This window comes from Gammaproteobacteria bacterium (assembly GCA_015709615.1).
Lineage (GTDB): Bacteria > Pseudomonadota > Gammaproteobacteria > Burkholderiales > Nitrosomonadaceae > Nitrosomonas.
In genome coordinates, this window is record CP054179.1 from 1,779,933 (window position 1) to 1,797,758 (window position 17,826).

Sequence of the window (17,826 nt, forward strand, 5' to 3'; positions counted from 1 at the left end):
TCAGTGCTTCCTTTGAAATTTTGTCATCAATAACACACTCATCATCTAAAATGCCTTAAGATTCGCTAATCCGCTGTAGAAATTGACAGGGTACTTTATGACTCCGACCTCGCAGCAACGTCACTTTCGTTACAAACGCCTGAGCATTGTGCTCGGTGTCATTGCAGTTGTGGTTGCCGCCTTAATTGCGCTCGCCACATTCTGGCTACCCGGTTATGCAAAATCCCAGCTCGAAATTCACCTGTCGGAATATCTGCAACGCCCGGTAACCGTGGCATCCATTGAACTAAAACCCCGCACACTTGAGTTGACCGTGCAGGGATTTCGCATTGACGAAAAAACGGACGCGGCGGAAGCGCGCCCGGTACTGTTTTCCTTCAACACATTGCATATCGGTGTCAGTTTCGAATCGCTGAAACACCGCGCCCCGGTTGTTACATCGATCACGCTGTCGGAACCGCACATGCGTTTGGTGCGGAAGAACAAAGATCAACTGAACATTTCCGACATCCTGGAGCGGCTCCAGCAACCTTCAGATAAGGAAAATACTGCAAGCGATCAAGGCACTCCGTTTTCCATCAGCAATATCGCCATTCAGGGCGGCCGTGTCGAATTTATCGATCAATACGAAAATACCGGGCATACCGTCAGCGAAATCAATCTCAGTATTCCCGTCGCCGCCAATATCAACAGCGCACAAGAAAACTGGATAGAGCCCCGTTTCAGTGCAAAAATCAACGATGCGCCCCTCACAATCGACGGCAAATTGCGTCTTTTCACCGCCGCTCAGGAAGCGGTCGTGGCCATCAAGCTCGATAACGCCGATTTAACGCGCTATAACCGCTATGTAGCCCTACCCGAAGGTACTCATCTGCTATCCGGTTTTTACGACAGCGACCTGAATCTTAATTTCACGCAAGAACCGGACAAAGCGCCGGAAATTTCGATTACCGGCACCACGTCGCTACGCCAACTGGCGCTCAAAAATAATGCCGTCGCCACGCCTTATCAAACCAGCCTGAAAAAGTTGCATATCGTGCTGAGCAACGTCGACCTGGGCAACCAAAAACCCGCACGCATCAAACTGAACATCGACCAGGCATTGTTGACGCGCGAAGGCGAAAAAGAACCGGCACTATCGTTTGCCAAATTGGTGATCCCGGATATCACCATCAATACCGCGACGCAGAAGATCGGTTTGGGAACAATCGCTCTGGACGGTTTCAGCACGACGCTGCGCCGCGATGCGCAAGGTAATCTCGATCTTTCCCGGCTTTTTAGTCCGGCAGGTGCACCTGCGCAAACGGCACAAACCAAACAGCAAGTGGTGGCGCATATCCCGATCCCGGCGCGCAAACCTTCGCGCCCCGCCAGCCCGGTTAAAATTACCGAAAAAGTAACGGAACAACGTGATGTTGCTGTTGAGGACACCAACAATAAAAACAAGCCGGATGCTACCGAAAAACCTTGGACACCGCAGCTTAAGAGTATCCAACTCAAAGCCGCCAAGCTACGCTACGAAGACCTGTCGATGACCAAAGTCACGCCGATGATTGTCGATTCGCTCGACTTGACGCTGGACGACATCGATCTGAATGGCATAAAGCCATTACAGCTCACCATGCAAGGACGAGTCAATCAACATGGCAGTATCAAAGCCAGCGGCGCGCTGGCGTGGTCGCCGCTGGCGGCAGATTTGCTGCTGGACTTGACTGCGGTTGATCTGGTGTCGCTGCAAGGCTGGTTGGGCGACAAACTGACTGCGTTACTCACCAGCGGCGACATTTCTTTCGCCGGAAACATCAAAGCCGGCGGCGAGCCATTGAAAATTCAGGTAAACGGCGATGGCAAGCTGGCCAACTTCAATATCTTCGACAGCAAAAATGCCTACGACCTGTTGCACTGGAAAAAACTCGATATCAACCGTTTCAACTTCAGTAACGATCCGCTGCATGTGGATATCGGCGCGTTGTATTTGAGTGATTTCTTTGCGCGCATGACCATCCTGCCGGACGGCAGTCTTAATCTGAAGCAAATCATTCAAACCGAAAAACCGGCACCGCCGGCCGCAGCGGTTGCCGCAGTGGAATCCAAGGAGCACGGCGCAGCCGGGGCAAAAGGCGAAACGCCGGTGCATATCGCCAAGATTTACTTGCAACAAGGCAATATCAATTTCAACGACCGTTTCATTAAGCCGAATTACCGCGCCAATCTGACCGCGTTAACCGGGCAAATCGGCCCGCTCTATCCCGGCAAATCGGGAAAAATCGACATTCGCGGTATGGTCGGCAAAACCGCGCCTTTGCATATCCACGGTACGATCGATCCGTTCAGCTCGCAACTGCTGATGGACATCATGGCGCAGGTTAAAGACATCGATCTGCCGCCATTCAGCCCTTATTCCGGCAAATACGTCGGCTATGAAATTGAAAAGGGAAAACTCTCGGCCGATGTGAATTACCAGATCGAGAATGGCGCATTGACGGCGGACAACAAAATCTTTCTCGACCAATTCACGCTCGGTGAGAAAGTCGAGAGCGAAGATGCGGTATCGCTCCCGCTCGATCTTGCCATTACGCTGCTGAAAAATCGCCGCGGCGAAATCAACCTTCATCTTCCGCTCAAAGGATCGATCGACGACCCCGACTTCAATCTCGGCGATATCGTCTTTAACGCGTTTATCAATATGATCTCCAAGGCGATCACATCGCCTTTCGCATTGCTGGGTTCGGTATTTGAAGGCGGCGAAGAATTATCCGAGATTTCCTTCGCGCCCGGTTTTGCCGAAATCGAAGCCGATTCAGCGGCGCGCTTAAAAGCCTTAGCCGGTATTTTGGCCGACCGCCCGTCACTGAAATTAGAAATTTCCGGCCATATCGATCCGGAGACCGATTACGAAGGATTGAAGCAAGCCATGCTGCAACGCAAGGTAAAAGCGCAAAAGATCGCCGAAGAAACCAAAAAGGGCATCGCCAGCGGCACGCTGGCCAACATCACGCTGACCCCGAAGGAATACAGCAAGTACCTTGAAATCGCGTACAAAAAAGAATCTTTTGAGAAACCTAAGAATGCCGTGGGATTGACCAAGAGCATTCCCGATGCGGAAATGGAACAGCTCATGCTGACACATACCGCAATTACTGACAGCGACTTGCAGGCATTGGCGGAAAACCGAGCTACTGCGGCGCGCAATTGGCTAGTTGAGAACGGCGGGATCTCCGGTGAACGCATTTTTGTCGTGGGTGCCCATGAGAACGAGGATAGCGGCAAGAAGATAGGCAGCAAAGCGGAGTTTTCGTTGAAATAGGCGACTGCACTTTCTTGCCGTTCAGAACAGCCTTGATACACATATGACACACACCCTGATTCAATGAACAATATGAAATCCTTACTTCCTGGAAAATTGACCTGGCCGCTGTTGCTGCTGGCACTGAGCTTGTTAAGCCCGATAGCAGCGCATGCCGACGAGACACTGAATATCCGCCCGCAAGAAGCGCCCGATGCCTGCAACGCGCGCAGCGCTCAGGTCCGAGTAACGGTGAACAATATGAAAGCCGGCGGCGTTTTGAATGTTGAACTATACGACGATCCGGACAATTTCCTATTCAAAAAAGGGCGCAAGCGCAAGGTCCGCATTCCGGCGGCGGATGGCCAGCAAAAAGTCTGCATGAATCTTGAACAGCCGGGCACTTACGCCGTGGCGGTTTATCACGACATCGACGCTAACCGCAAATTGAAAAAACGCTGGAATTTGCTGCCCGAAGAGCCTTTCGGCCTATCTAACAATCCTAAACAACAGACCGGCTTTCCCAAGTTCAGCGATTCCGCGTTTACCACCGGCAAGCTGGGCGCCGATATCGTCATCGATCTGCAGCAACCGCTCAAACAATAACCGTGCAAACGCTGATCAATGTGTCGATGGCGTTATGTGCCGTCTACTTGGTTTTCGTCCTGCTGGTGTATTTCGGTCAAGCGCGCTTGGTTTACTTCCCGGAAAAACAACTTAGCAACACGCCGGGCGCAATCGGTTTGGCTTACGCCAACGTCAGCATCCCGGTCAGCGACGGTGAAACGCTACACGGCTGGTGGATGCCCGTACCGGATGCCAAAGGCGCGGTGCTGTTTTTTCACGGCAATGCCGGCAACATTTCCCACCGCATCAACTACCTGACGATGTTCAAGCGGCTCGGATACAGCGTGCTGCTGTTCGATTACCGCGGCTACGGCCAAAGCAGCGGCACACCGTCGGAATCCGGCATGTATCAGGATGCGCTGGCGGCCTGGCAATATTTGACCACAACCCAAAATATCGCGCCTGCGCGGATCGTTTTGTTCGGCGAATCGCTCGGCGGCGCAGTGGCAAGCTGGCTGGCGGCGCGCGAAAAGCCCGGTTTGCTGGTACTGGCGTCCGCTTTTACCTCCGTTCCCGAGCTGGGAGCGGAAATCTATCCATTCCTGCCGGTGCGCTGGATCAGCCGTTTTGAATACAACACGCTGGCATCGCTGCAAGCGGTATCGTGTCCGGTTTTCATCGCACACAGCCCGGAGGATGACATCGTTCCGTTCCGGCATGGCCAGCGATTATTTCAGGCAGCGCCTGAACCGAAACAATTTCTGATGCTGGAGGGCAGTCACAATACCGGTTTCATTTTTATGCAGCCGGTCTGGAAAAAAACATTAGGCGCTTTTATGGACAACCATCTGAAGTAGTTTTTGCCATCAATCCTTCCGGTTACCCCTGTCATGTCCTTTTTTGCCATGATCGCCATGATCATCCCTGTCATGGTTTCTGCCGTTGCCGCGCCCGGGATGGCGATCATGGTCGCGTCGTTTAGCCCGATCGTCATCATCGTAATGCCGCCCGTCATCATGGTAGCCGCCGGGATAACCGCCCTGACTGTGATAATGCGGCACGTAGACGTTGTTGTACCAGTCTTTTTCTACAAAATAGACCGGTTGATAGCAGGCATTGTAACGGTGACAGTATTTATCCCATCGCTTAGCATGACCCGGCGGCACATAAAGATATATCGGCTGTTGTTGCACAGCGACTGCGGGCGGCATGGCCAGAACAGGATTCGGATAAAGTAATCGCGGCACGGGATACTGATTACCCAAGGTGATCTGGCCATAAAAACCGGGCTGGCCGATACTGATAGTAACTCCTATATCGCTCGCCAATACCGTTGCTGGAATAACTGAAATCATCACTGCCAGTAAGAAATTTCGCATGCACACCTCTATTGCATAAAAATCATGATTGAAAATGAAGCGACTTTTTCACCGCTTTACCTATTCAGAAATGCTTTTTTGACTGAATAGTACTGACTCGTCATAAGAAAGTAAAAGAAAAATCCAATACCTAAAAACAATTCAGTTCTCCTATAATGCTGCAAATCACATCCACTAGATCTGAATATTTCTGATATGGATCAATCCACATACGACTTGGCAGCAAAAGTAGGGCAAAGTCTTATTCAACGCGGCTGGATGCTGGTAACGGCGGAATCGTGCACTGGCGGCTGGGTGGGTCAGGCAGTCACGGCGGTGTCCGGCAGCTCGGCTTGGTACGAGCGCGGTTACATCACGTACAGCAACACCGCCAAATGCGAAATGCTCGGCGTGCAGCAAGCCACCTTGGACCGGTATGGCGCCGTCTCGCCGCAAACCGCGCAGGAAATGGCGATCGGTGCGCTCAACTGCAGCCATGCGCAGATCAGCGTATCGATCACCGGAATCGCCGGTCCGGACGGCGGCACGGCTGAAAAACCAGTTGGCATGGTGTGCTTCGCCTGGGCGGCTCAGGATGGTTTAGTGCAACAAGAAACCCATTACTTTACCGGAGGCCGCGAAACCATCCGCCGCCAGGCGGTAGTTACAGCCTTAGAAGGCGTACTGACCATGTTGAGCCATGCAGCAGCCACAGCCTGAAACCGCCAACGATTAAAATCAGTGTTCGCCTGACTGCTGGCTGGTTTGCGTAATAATGCGGTCGCAGTAGGCAATAGCGATGGCCGAAAGCAAAAACGCCACGTGAATACCGGTTTGCGCCAGCAGCGTTTTTTCGTCGTACGCGCTGGCATTGATGAATGTTTTCAGCAAATGGATCGATGAAATCCCGATGATCGCCGTGGCCAATTTGACTTTCAGCACGGACGCATTGACATGCGACAACCACTCCGGCTGATCCGGGTGTCCTTCCAGATTCATGCGTGAGACGAAAGTCTCATACCCGCCGATAATGACCATGATCAGCAGATTCGAAATCATCACCACGTCGATCAATCCCAGCACGACGAGCATGATGGCCGTTTCGGTCAGCTTGGCGGGTCTATCCGCACCCTTGATCGTAACGGTATCGAGGATATGTTCCAATGCATTTTTGTTTCCCATCACGGCGCCGATCAGATCGGTCAACTCAACCCAAAAGTGAAACACATACACACACTGCGCCAACACCAATCCCAGATATAAAGGCAATTGCAACCAGCGGGTGAAGAAAAGAAAATGCGCAATGGCGGGAATTCCCCGCGCCGATGTTTTCCGTGAGTTATCTTTTTGTTCCATATCTTCTTATGCTGTAAAAAAATGCCGCAAGAATAGCACAGCGGCGGTTGAAAATATCCGGCTTTTTTATAAAAATTGCACCGGGAATTTGGCGTTGCAAGTCATAAATTCAATAGCCTGGAACTGCCAATAGGTGATCGGTTTTACTAGCTTGGTAGTTGGAACAGATTATTTAGCCCGGTAGGATGTGCCGATCGCAAGGAGGCGCATCGAACCTATCATTCCAACCCTTCGATATCATAGCCTTCATCATTTCCCCAATGCTCGGGATAGACGCCTCGTTCGACATAACGATGAAAGCTGGAATAAGGTCAATATCGCTGACCCTCTTTGCCCAGCCGTGTTTAACGGGATTCCAATGAATATAATCGGCATGCCGGCTAAAATCATTTTGGTCACGCAAAAGATGCTCCCAGAACCGGCGTTGCCATAGCCCTCTTTCCCAGCGCGATTTCCGGCTGGCAGAAACTCTCTCTCCTGTTGCAATGCGACGGGAAAAATAGCCTTTCAACAGATTCCACCGGGTTGAAAAATCCGCATCATCCTGTGGTAGCGTCCAGATGCAATGTATATGATCAGGCAAAATAACGACCGCATCCATGCGAAAAGGGTGGCGCTGTTGGGTGTATTCAAATGCGCTGCGCAGTAAATCGATTTTTTCGACTAACAGGCGGTTGTTCTTGCGCTCGGCAAGATTGACCGTAAAAAACCAGGAGCCTCCAGGGACATAGGCACGCCGGTATTCCGTCATTGCGTTTGTTTTCCTGTTTTCAAACGATTCTTGATCGATGCGCCTCCTTGCAGTCGGCACATCCTACCGGGCTATGTGGTTAATTCTTCTAACGATTGCGATAACCGGCACCGGTTTCGCGAGCGGAGCGAGCGAAAAAGGCGTCCGAGTTCATCGCTTTGTTATGCGCCTTCTGCTTTCTAGGCTATCTTTTGTTTGCTCCGGCACGAACATTCGCACCGGAGTCTCTTCAAAGAATCGAAGATGAAACGCAGAGGCAGTTTTTGGACGAATTCTCACCCATGGATCTGCGAGTTCGCCCTCGCTGAACACTATCGGCAAACGTGGATTCGTCTGTTCTCTGTCAACGTAGAACTCGCCATTACCTATTTCCTTCAGTTTGTACCCGTTTGAGTACACGTGTATGGCCTTGATCTTTTCGGCGAGCGACTTGTTCGCGAATGGCAGAAACATTGCGTCATCGAGATCCCTCAAGGCAACCCAAGGCGTAAGCCGAAAGAAACTGTCTTTGTTATAGGAGATAGACAGAAATTCCACATCGTTCATTCCTATCCGTGAGCCGCTGCCTACCAGTGTATATTTCTCGTTGTCTTCCTCATCTTCGGCACGCTTCTTCTCAGCATCAATATCAATGTGCTGTTCCCACTGACCACTTCCGATGCCGTACTTTATCCCTGCTGGCTGTGCGGAGAAATTCAGGTCCGTGCGCATTCTGTTGGACTTATCGGAGGAACCAAACAAAATAGACAGAATGTTGTGCTTCGGTTCTTTGAGATACATGGAACAAAATAGCCGGAAATGACAGATTTCTTCGGCCGGGTATTTCGCATCAAGTTCGAACGATAAGGTAAGGTGAGTCAGTGCAGCGCTTGCTTCCTGAAGAAACATAATCCGACCAAGCGAACTTTCGATGCGCTGGAACCCGGTTGAAATGACGGATTGGATATCGTCACCCCAACGCGCAAAAAAGCTCGCTTGTTCCTCTTCTGACAACGGGATATTCAGGTACTGAAATCTAATCCAGAAGCCATCTGGGCTATCAAGTGCGATTCTTAGCCGCTCTCTGTCAAGAATCTCGCAAAACAACAGCCCAGCGCTCTTCGCCGAATGTATGAGAGCATCCTTTTCCCCAATCGTCAGATTGATGTTGGTAAAGAAGATAAAGACGCTTGGCTTTTTATCCGCGAATACTGCGCTATCGAGATCGTCTTGAAATTTTCCTTTGATGACTTTCCTCTGTTCCTCTGAGTCATTCGCCTGATTGACGAAGCCTGCCGCACCAAACGCTACTTGTTCATCTCGGTATAGCGCCTCAATATCTCTTCCTCCGTCTCTTCCTCCACGCGGGTGGCGTGGACGAACATCCGAGAAGCGCTTATCAATTGACAGTATTGCTCGACACATCTGCTCCCGGTGCAATTGATTGGTGTCCAGGTAGCTTTTTAGTCTCTCGTCAGTTTGATACGGCACTTACTCGCTCCTCAGGATTTCCCCATAACGCTCAAGCTGTGGGGCGCGCGACGCGCAGCGGCGCAGCGTCCCACACGAGCGCCTTATTAGCTGTTTTATAGGACATTTGCTAAATGCTCATTAACGGGTTTTGAAGGCATGCCCTGAGTGTGTTTTGCAAATGACCGAATTGTTGGAGGGCAGGTATTAATCCCTGAATTTTCATGATCATAGTAGAACTGCTGAGGCCACGCTCTAGAGATAAACCTTTCCTTAAACAAATTAAGTCGCTCATCGTAGCCACCCCATCCATACCAAACGATAGGAGCACCATCATTTTCAGTGCCGCAAGTTGGCAATTTGCTAAAGCTGCCAGCTTTGTTACATGCAGAACTCAAATCAGGATCGCAGATATAGAACAAATTCCATACACGAACAAATGAATTTGACGGAATTTCTTTATGGGCAAGTTTGTACCCGTCAATAAATCGGTTTCTCACTGTCGGCAGCATTTTGTCGCCATTTAACTCAAGGGGAACCAACACATTTAGTTTGTTTGGAATAGCTGAGCCTGGATTTTTTCCTATAATTGCGCCAACACAATTGCCATCACCAACTGGGTCATAGGCGCTTAGATAGATTCTTGTGTCGAATCTAAAAAGCACTCCCTCAATCTCTTCAAATCTGGCTAGATATTCCATTCTTCTCTCTGACAGCTAACTAGAATTATACGTCCGAAATGACGCAATATATTACGTCAAAAATAACATCTAACAGGGCACTATTCATGATATCCCTCTGTAATTTAAGTTAATTGCCCGGTTTAGGCATCATTATAATGAATTGATTTAGATCCACTGCCACGATGAAAAGTATAACCAGCCCTTAAGCCTCGAGTATATCTTATGAAAAGGGTCTTAGGAAGTTAAGCACTTACTAAAGTGTGCTAACTTTCTGAGATGAATGCTAAAAACAGATACTATTTTCGTTCTCGAATCAGAGAAGCAAAATTCAGGCAACTTATTCGATGTTTTTCGATGGATTTTACTGCTACTGACACAGCCCAATTGACCGGCATTTCTATCCGATCCGTCAATACCATTTATCTTAAAATACGACAGCGAATTGCCCAGAATTGCGAACTTGAATCCCCTCTGCAAGGTTCTGTAGAAGTTGATGAGTCTTACTTTGGTGCCCAGCGAGTCAGGGGTAAAAGGGGGCGGGGCGCTTATGGCAAAACAATAGTCTTTGGTGTGCTTAAACGCCAAGGAAAAGTTTATACAGAGATTGTTCCAGATTGCTCTAAAGCGACATTGCAAGCCATTATCCGTGGGCATGTAGCGCCCGATACCGTAATCCATTCCGATGGATGGCGTGGTTATGACGGATTGGTCGATATCGGCTTTGATAAGCACTTCAGGGTTCACCATGGTGACAATGAGTTTGCCAGTGGCGAGCGGCATATTAATGGTATCGAGTCTTTCTGGAGTTTTGCTAAAAGACGTTTGGCCAAGTTCAATGGTGTGCCCGAACATACTTTCTACCTGCACTTGAAAGAAACCGAATTTCGTTTTAATCATCGCCGTGATAATCTCTATCATGAAATTCTTAAATTGTTACGTTTAAACCCGCTTTAACTTCCTAAGACCCTTAAAAATTATCAAGAAAGAACATTAAGGGGGAAGAAATGAAACAATGGATGGGATTTTTAGCCGCGGTTTTAATCACGGCGCCAATGCAACAGGCATTAGCGGCTACAACTGTCGTCGAAGTGAAAGCGTTGGAAAATTCGACTGGCGGCGGTAGCGGGGCTTCGGTATCGGTAATCGCGGGTAATTCATTCTCGGTTTCCGTGGATCCGCTGGATTTATGGAGTGCCGGTGCTCTGCCTCGCTGGTCTAATGCCGATGGTTTGGCGGGGCCATTATTTGCAACGGGTTTTCCGGATACCAATGGTGACGATCCGGGCGTTCCTGTTGGAACGTTGATCGGTGGGGATTTTGGTTTGCTGAATTTGGGCGGTTTGTCAGCGCCTCATGGGACGCTGGTCGGTCAATGGGGAAGCGGTGGTAACTATTTTGCAATCGGCACTTCCTATACCAGCATCGCGCTTGAGAATACGCTGAATTTATTCTATTTCGATAGTAACAATGGTGATAACTCGGGGAGTATTTTGGCGACGGTGACAGCCGTTCCGGAGCCTGAGACTTATGCGATGTTGCTGGCGGGTCTGGGATTACTGGGTTTTGCGGTAAACCGCAAAAAATTACCTCACGCTTGACGCTGATTTTTCTCGATAAGGGCCGTAAGTCGGAAGCGGCGTTAACCGTATTCCGACGAATGTATCCCTGCCGACTTTTCTCCATGCTGAACTGAGCCCGCGAAGCTGGGCTAGCAAATGCTTTCGACTATGACGATATCGCCAAAGCGTTCAAAATTATTGGTGTTATGGGTAAGGATGGCCTGAATACCGTAGGCTAGCATCGTGGCGATGATATTGTTGTCGTGGATTTTTTGCCGCCGGTTTCGTAGTGCGTCAGCAAGTTCAGGAGTTTTTCTGTCACCACTCGGTTGTCATCTGCACATTGAATTGTTCCAGAAACCAGCTTAACTGGGTCAAAACTGTTTGTTTCGGCACTGCGCCAAAGGCCTGTGGCAGGGTCAAGGTGGCTAGATACTACCGGATCACTTGGCGGCCAATCCAGAGTTCCCGTCCGTCTTCAAAGGCAGTCGTGATAGTAGCCAAGGCGTTTTTATGGCGCGGTGCTTCCAGCACATTGGCATACACCAGTGTGCTGGCGTCGACGAACAGTGCGCTGTCAGCGCCTTTAACGGCCATTGTCGCTTTACATATCCTCGCGGTGTAGACTCACAAGCCCTCCGGCTACTTGCTTACGCTGATCACAGGAAAAAACAGTGGTTTCTTGATCTTGCGTGCCGTTGCTTGCTGTTCCATCCGCATTTTAAAAAAATCGACGAAACCCTCGACTTCCGCAATCCGGCCGGTAGGCAGCGACCTTATCTTGTCGATTAGCGCTTGGCTGTCTTGCTTGCTGATTGCCATCATTCTTCTCCGCTCAACCTAATTTACCAAAAAGATAATCTCAGCAGAAGGGAATTCCAGGACGCGCAATTTTGCTGCATCCTAATACATATGTGTTGACACCCACTCAAACCAAAAAAGCCTCCAGAAAAACCGCAGCGCTTCAAAATTCGCTGCCCCGGCTGTTATCGACGTCTTCCGGACTCACCAGACTGCCGTAATTTCCCCATGCATTCCGGATGTAAGACACCACTTGGGCAATTTCAGGATCGCGAATGAAATGTTGATAGGGTGGCATGCCGTAGGGTCTCGGATTGCCGGCTGTGGCAGGCGGATATCCGCCATACAGCACGCTGCGGATGGTGTTCAGCGGGGGATTCATGGTCACGTTCCGGTTTCCCGCCAGCGGAGGGTAAGTTCCCGGTACGCCCTCTCCCGATTTGCCGTGACAACCCTGACAGTGTTTTTCATATACCTCCTGTCCGAGGGCTATATATTGGCGTACCTGTTCCGGCATTGTCCGGGCTTTTCGCGGGGTGCTGTCGCGCTTTTCGCCCAGGGATTGAAGATAAACCGCCATCGAACGGATATCGTAGTCCGACAGATATTGAAGACTTTGCCGGACAATCGTTGCCATAGGACCGGAAGTCACAGCATGGCTGTTTATCCCGGTAGATAGCAGTTGGGTGATGTCCTCGACCGACCACTCGCTCACTCCGGCTTCCCGCGGGGATATCAAAGAGGGCGCATACCAGTAGGTACCCATGATTTTACCTCCGCTCAGCTTATCGTCCCGGCTTGCTCCCCATACATTCCGGGCGGTATGGCAGGCGGTACAGTGTCCGAGCCCCTGAACCAGATAATTACCCCGGTTCCACTCATCGCTTTTCGATTTGTCCGGCTGATAGACGCCTTCATTGAAATACCGCGTCCGCCAAAGAAACAGGAGCGCCTGATTATCGTAAGGTGAATTGATCTTGTGCGGCGGATTGGTCTGCGCGATAGGCGGCAGTGAGCGCAAATAGGCAAAGATCGCATCGGCATCCTGCCGGGTAACCTTGGTATATTCGGTATACGGAAAAGCCGGGTACAAATAGCGGCCGTCCTTCGACTTGCCGAAATGCAGCGCCTGCCAGAAATCCTCGCTGTTCCAGCGGCCAATGCCGGTTTCGTTATCCGGTGTGATATTCGGTGTGACGAATTGACCGAAAGGCGTATCCAGCTTGCGCCCGCCCGCATAAGGTTCGCCGCCGCGCGTGGTATGGCACCCCATGCAGTTGCCTGCCCGGGCAAGATACTCTCCGTGCCGGATCTGTTCCGCACCGGAATCAGCCGGCATCTGGGCCGATGCCATTGGTATCAGGGACAGCAAACTACCGGCAACAAAGGCGATGATCCGCCATTTGCCCGCAAATCCTGCTCTGCTTGAATTTCTCATCGTGCCACCTCCTGCCCGGACAATATGGTGCGGCAACGCTGCGCCAGTTCCGGGGTAAGCGCGTCCGCTCCGGCGGATTGTCCCGATACCGGCAGTCCGGGCAACCATAGCACCAGCGCGTTGACTTCTTCCTGAGTCAGTTTTTTGGCTATTTCCGACATGCAGTCGGGTATCTGACCGCGCATGATCCCGCCATTGCGCCAGCCGCCGAACTGCGCAGCCAGATAGGCATGCGGCAAGCCCAGCAGACCGGGAATTGCCGGTTGCACGCCCATCAGTTTTTCACCATGGCAAGCGCTGCATGCCGGTAGATCCCGCTCGGGGTCACCGGAATACACCAGTGTTTCCACGGATTTTGTTTCAGCCGATGTCAGCGCAGGCACTACCGGCTGTGGATATGTGTAAGGCTGCGAAGCAAAATAATCCGCGATTTCCCGCATGTATTCGTCCGACATGTTCTCGAGCAAAATGGCCATCGGCTGATAATAGCGCCGCCCATCGCGAAAATTACGCAACTGATTGTAGAGATAACCGGCCGGCTTGCCCGCGATGCGCGGGAAATAGGCATCCCGGTCGATTAGATCGGCGTCTCTATGGCAGATGATGCAGGGTTTTACCCGCTCTTCCAAGGTATCGGGTATTCCGGATGATGCCGGTTCGGCAGCACTTGCCAGGCCGGAAATCATCGCTAACAAGATAAAAGTAAAAAACTTCATTGACACGTGGACTCATGAAAATAATTAAAATACCGGTAATTCTTCGCCAGTAGCTGGCGTACAGAATTGCAGAGTAGCAGTTTATATCACTCGCAGTAATACAAACAACCGGATGATAAACCGGGTTAATCTCACTCAATCTGCTGCCAATACGCGAACATGCGCCGCTACGCACCGCCCCAGAGATTGCAATTCATACCCGCCTTCCAGCGCCGAGACGATGCGGCCACGTAAGTATTTCCCAGCGATTGCTTTGATCTGCCGTGTGATCCAGACATAGTCTTCATCATCGAGTTGCAGTTGCGCCATGTCGTCGTCGCGATGCGCGTCGAATCCGGCGGAGACGAAAATCATGTCCGGTTTGAAGCGGTCGAGCGCCGGTAGCCAGTGATCAGTGACGGCCTGGCGGAATACGCCGCCATTGCTGCCGCGCGGCAGCGGCACGTTGATCATGCGATCGGTGGCGCTGTTTGCGCCGCTGTAGGGATAAAAGGGGTGCTGAAACGTCGAACACAGCATGACCTGCGGATTGTCGCGGAAAATTTCCTCGCTGCCGTTGCCGTGGTGTACGTCAAAATCCAGGATTGCAACGCGTTGCAACCGGTGCTGCGCAATCGCGTGCGCCACCCCTACCGCGACGTTGTTGAACAGGCAAAATCCCATGGCGCGATCCGATTCAGCGTGATGGCCGGGCGGGCGGACGGCGCAAAATGCGTTATCCACTTCACCGTTGAGCACCAGATCGGTTGCCAACACCACCGCCCCCGCCGCGCGCAATGCCGCATTCAACGAAAAGGGGTTCATCGCGGTGTCGGCGTCCAAAGCGATCAATCCGGCAGCAGGTGAGGCTTGCCGGATGCTTTCGATGTAATCCGGCGTGTGCACGCGCGCCAATTGTTCCGTGGTTGCCAGTGGCGCATCGTAGCGTTGCAGTTGTTCCAACAGTCCGGCGGCTTTCAGTTCATTTTCGATGGCAACCAGCCGCTGCGGGCATTCCGGGTGGTAAGCGCCCATGTCGTGTTTGAGACAGTCCGGATGGGTGATGTAGGCTGTTTTCACTGTGATTTCCTGCGGCGTCGAATTTAATATGGATCACGGTCATGCGCACTAAATCCGCTGATCGTGCCGAAAGCTAAAGTTTATACAATCAATCGGCTATACCATGATAAATTATCGCTACTTTGAATTATAGCGGTTACATTTGATTGCTTTTTTCGTCCTATGGGGAGTCGTCGATGAGCGAGTTTTTTACCAAATTGTTGAAGTTTGCTTCGTTTGAATCACTGATAGAAAGAGGCTGGCTGGAGATTGTGCAAATTCTGATGCCTGTTTTTTTACTGGCTTTGGTATTTCTGGGCTTGAGTTTTTATATCCAGCACAAACGCTGGAAAACGGCGGCGTCCATCGTGTGCGCCGTCATCGCGCTGGTTTATCTGCCGTACGAGTTTTACCGCCAGTCGCTGGTATCCGCGCAAGCAAATGCCAATATCAAGGAGATTCAAGGCAGTTTGCAGGGTTTTCTGGATTCGGCCAGTTTGTCGCATGCCAAAGGCATTGCGGATAAGGACGCGGCGGCGAGTATTCTGGATGAAATGATACATGGCCTGAATCAGGAAAAGAAAAAGGAATTGGTGCTGATTTCCTGGCTGGTGGCGGAAAATGAAAAGCATGCGCTTAGCCAGATCGACAGTAAGCAAAAATCGCTCGCCGACGATATTAAATCCAACTTGGCGGTAGCAAAAACAGAAATCATCGACTCACGTCCGCCAGTTGAGAAAATTTCCGACACGATCGTCAAAAAACTGGATGACGATGTCAAGGTATTGATTGAGAAAAAGATGCTCGGATTCAAACAGGAAGTCGACAGCTCATTGGATGGTTTTAAAGAGAGCATCAATACCTTCGTTCAGGGAGAACTCAATAACTACCAGACCAAACTGGCTGGCATTACGCAACAAAATGTCGATGAGTTAAAAAATTATTCCAATAAAGCCAATCACGCCTTCGCCGAGCAGGTTAATAAAATCAATCAAGTATCATTGAAAAAACTGGATGCCACCAAGGAAAGCATCGAAGGCGTCGGCGCGGCATCGGAAACGAATCTGAAAAATATCGCGCAGCAAGTCAAGCAACTATCGGCTTCGCTCGAGATTGCGCAGAGAAAGAACGAGATTTTGTTCGAGTATAACGAATGCATGCGCACCTCCGGCTTGCTGGATATCGGTAATAAGGGCGAGCAGTGCAAATCCAAGTTGAATCAGGAACTGAACACGTTGAAATAGCCGCAGTCCTGGTTATTGACTCGATGACGATGGCTTTAACCGCAAGCGTCATCGGATCGCGCTTCAGTCCTTTGCGTTGCGTTCCGATTAGCTCAACAGATGCGGCCATAAGCGCTGCATGGCCAGAAAAGTGAAGGATGCCGACCAGAGGTGATCATCGCCAGACCCACCAACCCCTCCGCAGCCGTGAGCACGCGGATGGGGTCGATGGGAATCAAATCGCCAAATCCCACGGTGGTGAACACCACCGATGAAAAGTAAATGAATTCAAACAGATTTTTTTCGTTTAAACCGGCAATGCAACCCAATTCGGCATACACTTGCAAGGCCTTGTAGCCCAAGGCGAAAATGCTGATTTCCGCGATATGGGCAAGCAACAACCCCAGCATGACCACCAATACGCCGATGCGTTTATGCACATGCACGCCAACCGTGCGGCTTAAAAAACGCAAAGCTTCATAGTGCAACACGACGCAAACAGTCACGATGACACCGGAGATTACCAAGGCCATTAAGTAGGCAGTTTGTTCATTCATCGTTCGCCGGGAAATTCCCCATCACAAAACAAAGTGCGGATGCCTATAATAGAAGGCGTTTTTTATTGCAGCAAATTCTTGCTGGCAGCTATTATTCCATGCATTGCGGTATGATTTGATAGCGTCACCGGAATATCAGCGATGCTGATAAAACGCATGCGGATTTTTCAAGCATAAGGAAGGATTTATGGGGCAGGTCACTGAAATTGTTGGTCGCGGATTGGCGGGATTTTTATCCAAACCGGTGCGGCAAAGTATCCAAGTTGCGACCGTCAGTCAGGAAAAGCTTTCGCAATATTTGCAGCCTGGCGACGTGCTGCTGGTGGAAGGGAATACGCGTATCAGCGTCGCCATTAAATATCTTACCCAATCGACCTGGTCGCACGCGGCGCTGTATATCGGCGATGCGTTGCCTCCTGTGGCGCCGTGGGAATTGCCTTTGGTTTTGGTGGAAGCCGATTTACAGGAGGGTGTGCGCGCCATCCCGCTGGCGCAATACGCGCAAATGCATACCCGGATTTGCCGTCCGGTCGGCTTGAGCGATGATGACCGTAGGCGTGTGGTGGATTATGCCATCGCGCGTATCGGTCAGAAATACGATCTCAAGCATATTTTTGATCTCGCACGCTATCTGCTGCCTACCCTTCCGGTCCCCAGAAGAATGCGTCGACGCATGCTGGCTTTCGGCAGCGGCGATCCGACACGCGCCATCTGTTCCACATTGATCGCGCAGGCGTTTGAAACCATGCGCTATCCGATTTTACCGGAGGTTAAGCGCACCTGGTCGGATAATCCGATGCACACGGATTGCTACGCGGACATCTACCACATCCGCAACTATAGTTTGTTTACACCGCGCGATTTCGATATTTCCCCCTACTTTGACATTATTAAACCGACGATCGAAAACGGTTTTGACTACCGCTCGCTGACCTGGAGCGATCCCGGACAAGACGGCAAAGCGTGCGGATGCGAATCTGAGGAGTAGTTATGAAGAACAAGTGCTTGGCTCAGTAAAAATGAATGAGAGCCCAATCTCACGCG

The 17,826-nt window shown here is 50.8% G+C and carries 17 protein-coding genes and 2 pseudogenes; 8 read left to right on the plus strand and 11 right to left on the minus strand.

The features are described 5' to 3' along the window. The first annotated feature begins 97 nt into the window (after positions 1-97). From HRU77_08655 to HRU77_08665, 3 genes are all read left to right on the plus strand, one after another. Complete coding sequence (locus HRU77_08655; protein QOJ20759.1) at positions 98-3,307, plus strand: DUF748 domain-containing protein; 3,210 nt, start codon at positions 98-100, stop codon at positions 3,305-3,307. A gap of 63 nt (positions 3,308-3,370) precedes the next feature. Then, positions 3,371-3,892: a DUF2141 domain-containing protein gene (locus HRU77_08660; GenBank protein QOJ20760.1), complete on the plus strand. Its 522-nt coding sequence runs from the start codon at positions 3,371-3,373 to the stop codon at positions 3,890-3,892. Between the two features lie 2 nt (positions 3,893-3,894). Then, positions 3,895-4,710: an alpha/beta hydrolase gene (locus tag HRU77_08665; GenBank protein QOJ20761.1), complete on the plus strand. Its 816-nt coding sequence runs from the start codon at positions 3,895-3,897 to the stop codon at positions 4,708-4,710. Between the two features lie 9 nt (positions 4,711-4,719). On the opposite strand, the gene HRU77_08670 is transcribed toward HRU77_08665, so the two are convergent. Next, positions 4,720-5,232: a hypothetical protein gene (locus tag HRU77_08670; GenBank protein ID QOJ20762.1), complete on the minus strand. Its 513-nt coding sequence runs from the start codon at positions 5,230-5,232 to the stop codon at positions 4,720-4,722. A gap of 195 nt (positions 5,233-5,427) precedes the next feature. Between HRU77_08670 and HRU77_08675 the strand changes: the two genes are divergently transcribed. Further along, a complete protein-coding gene (locus tag HRU77_08675; protein QOJ20763.1) occupies positions 5,428-5,931 on the plus strand; it encodes a CinA family protein in 504 nt (167 codons plus the stop codon). An 18-nt stretch (positions 5,932-5,949) separates the two neighbouring features. On the opposite strand, the gene HRU77_08680 is transcribed toward HRU77_08675, so the two are convergent. From HRU77_08680 to HRU77_08695, 4 genes and pseudogenes are all read right to left on the minus strand, one after another. Next, entirely contained in the window at positions 5,950-6,567 is a 618-nt protein-coding gene (locus HRU77_08680) for a YqhA family protein (GenBank protein QOJ20764.1), read from the minus strand. 218 nt (positions 6,568-6,785) lie between these two features. Next, positions 6,786-7,318 (minus strand): annotated as a pseudogene (locus HRU77_08685) (transposase). Between the two features lie 150 nt (positions 7,319-7,468). Then, on the minus strand, positions 7,469-8,788 hold the full coding sequence (locus tag HRU77_08690) for a hypothetical protein (protein QOJ20765.1): 1,320 nt from the start codon (positions 8,786-8,788) through the stop codon (positions 7,469-7,471). Positions 8,789-8,883: 95 nt separating this feature from the next. Then, the gene (locus HRU77_08695; protein QOJ20766.1) at positions 8,884-9,468 is read right to left on the minus strand and encodes a hypothetical protein; all 585 of its coding nucleotides are present in this window, start codon (positions 9,466-9,468) and stop codon (positions 8,884-8,886) included. Positions 9,469-9,726: 258 nt separating this feature from the next. Here HRU77_08695 and HRU77_08700 point away from each other — a divergent pair, with 258 nt between their 5' ends. Together HRU77_08700 and HRU77_08705 are read left to right on the plus strand one after the other, a co-directional pair. Continuing rightward, a complete protein-coding gene (locus tag HRU77_08700) occupies positions 9,727-10,404 on the plus strand; it encodes an IS1595 family transposase (protein QOJ20767.1) in 678 nt (225 codons plus the stop codon). Between the two features lie 50 nt (positions 10,405-10,454). Beyond that, positions 10,455-11,048 carry a PEP-CTERM sorting domain-containing protein gene (locus HRU77_08705; protein QOJ20768.1) on the plus strand — a complete coding sequence of 198 codons (594 nt, stop codon included), beginning with the start codon at positions 10,455-10,457 and terminating at the stop codon, positions 11,046-11,048. Positions 11,049-11,444: 396 nt separating this feature from the next. Here the strand turns inward: HRU77_08705 and HRU77_08710 are convergent, their stop codons facing one another. From HRU77_08710 to HRU77_08730, 5 genes are all read right to left on the minus strand, one after another. Continuing rightward, positions 11,445-11,606 (minus strand): hypothetical protein, encoded by a 162-nt coding sequence (locus tag HRU77_08710; protein ID QOJ20769.1) that lies wholly within the window; start codon positions 11,604-11,606, stop codon positions 11,445-11,447. Between the two features lie 45 nt (positions 11,607-11,651). Further along, positions 11,652-11,834, minus strand: coding sequence for a hypothetical protein (locus HRU77_08715; GenBank protein ID QOJ20770.1), 183 nt, complete (start codon positions 11,832-11,834; stop codon positions 11,652-11,654). 139 nt (positions 11,835-11,973) lie between these two features. Then, a complete protein-coding gene (locus HRU77_08720) occupies positions 11,974-13,248 on the minus strand; it encodes a cytochrome c (GenBank protein QOJ20771.1) in 1,275 nt (424 codons plus the stop codon). Then, entirely contained in the window at positions 13,245-13,964 is a 720-nt protein-coding gene (locus HRU77_08725) for a cytochrome c4 (protein ID QOJ20772.1), read from the minus strand. Before HRU77_08725 ends, HRU77_08720 begins: the two co-directional genes overlap by 4 nt. Before the next feature lie 135 nt (positions 13,965-14,099). Beyond that, a complete protein-coding gene (locus HRU77_08730) occupies positions 14,100-15,023 on the minus strand; it encodes a histone deacetylase family protein (protein QOJ20773.1) in 924 nt (307 codons plus the stop codon). A 176-nt stretch (positions 15,024-15,199) separates the two neighbouring features. Here HRU77_08730 and HRU77_08735 point away from each other — a divergent pair, with 176 nt between their 5' ends. Continuing rightward, the gene (locus tag HRU77_08735) at positions 15,200-16,246 is read left to right on the plus strand and encodes a hypothetical protein (protein QOJ20774.1); all 1,047 of its coding nucleotides are present in this window, start codon (positions 15,200-15,202) and stop codon (positions 16,244-16,246) included. An 87-nt stretch (positions 16,247-16,333) separates the two neighbouring features. Here the strand turns inward: HRU77_08735 and HRU77_08740 are convergent. Beyond that, a pseudogene (locus HRU77_08740) lies at positions 16,334-16,782 on the minus strand (two pore domain potassium channel family protein). Positions 16,783-16,969: 187 nt separating this feature from the next. Here HRU77_08740 and HRU77_08745 point away from each other — a divergent pair. Continuing rightward, positions 16,970-17,770, plus strand: a complete 801-nt coding sequence (locus HRU77_08745; GenBank protein QOJ20775.1) for a lipo-like protein — start codon at positions 16,970-16,972, stop codon at positions 17,768-17,770. The last annotated feature ends 56 nt before the right edge of the window (positions 17,771-17,826 follow it).

Bases quoted from the DNA above. Each gene is read 5' to 3' on its own strand.
- HRU77_08655 (QOJ20759.1), top strand. From the start codon at position 98: ATGACTCCGACCTCGCAGCAACGTCACTTTCGTTACAAACGCCTGAGC.
- HRU77_08660 (QOJ20760.1), top strand. From the start codon at position 3,371: ATGAACAATATGAAATCCTTACTTCCTGGAAAATTGACCTGGCCGCTG.
- HRU77_08670 (QOJ20762.1), bottom strand. From the start codon at position 5,232: ATGCGAAATTTCTTACTGGCAGTGATGATTTCAGTTATTCCAGCAACG.
- HRU77_08675 (QOJ20763.1), top strand. From the start codon at position 5,428: ATGGATCAATCCACATACGACTTGGCAGCAAAAGTAGGGCAAAGTCTT.
- HRU77_08680 (QOJ20764.1), bottom strand. From the start codon at position 6,567: ATGGAACAAAAAGATAACTCACGGAAAACATCGGCGCGGGGAATTCCC.
- HRU77_08695 (QOJ20766.1), bottom strand. From the start codon at position 9,468: ATGGAATATCTAGCCAGATTTGAAGAGATTGAGGGAGTGCTTTTTAGA.
- HRU77_08700 (QOJ20767.1), top strand. From the start codon at position 9,727: ATGAATGCTAAAAACAGATACTATTTTCGTTCTCGAATCAGAGAAGCA.
- HRU77_08705 (QOJ20768.1), top strand. From the start codon at position 10,455: ATGAAACAATGGATGGGATTTTTAGCCGCGGTTTTAATCACGGCGCCA.
- HRU77_08710 (QOJ20769.1), bottom strand. From the start codon at position 11,606: ATGGCCGTTAAAGGCGCTGACAGCGCACTGTTCGTCGACGCCAGCACA.
- HRU77_08715 (QOJ20770.1), bottom strand. From the start codon at position 11,834: ATGATGGCAATCAGCAAGCAAGACAGCCAAGCGCTAATCGACAAGATA.
- HRU77_08720 (QOJ20771.1), bottom strand. From the start codon at position 13,248: ATGAGAAATTCAAGCAGAGCAGGATTTGCGGGCAAATGGCGGATCATC.
- HRU77_08725 (QOJ20772.1), bottom strand. From the start codon at position 13,964: ATGAAGTTTTTTACTTTTATCTTGTTAGCGATGATTTCCGGCCTGGCA.
- HRU77_08735 (QOJ20774.1), top strand. From the start codon at position 15,200: ATGAGCGAGTTTTTTACCAAATTGTTGAAGTTTGCTTCGTTTGAATCA.
- HRU77_08745 (QOJ20775.1), top strand. From the start codon at position 16,970: ATGGGGCAGGTCACTGAAATTGTTGGTCGCGGATTGGCGGGATTTTTA.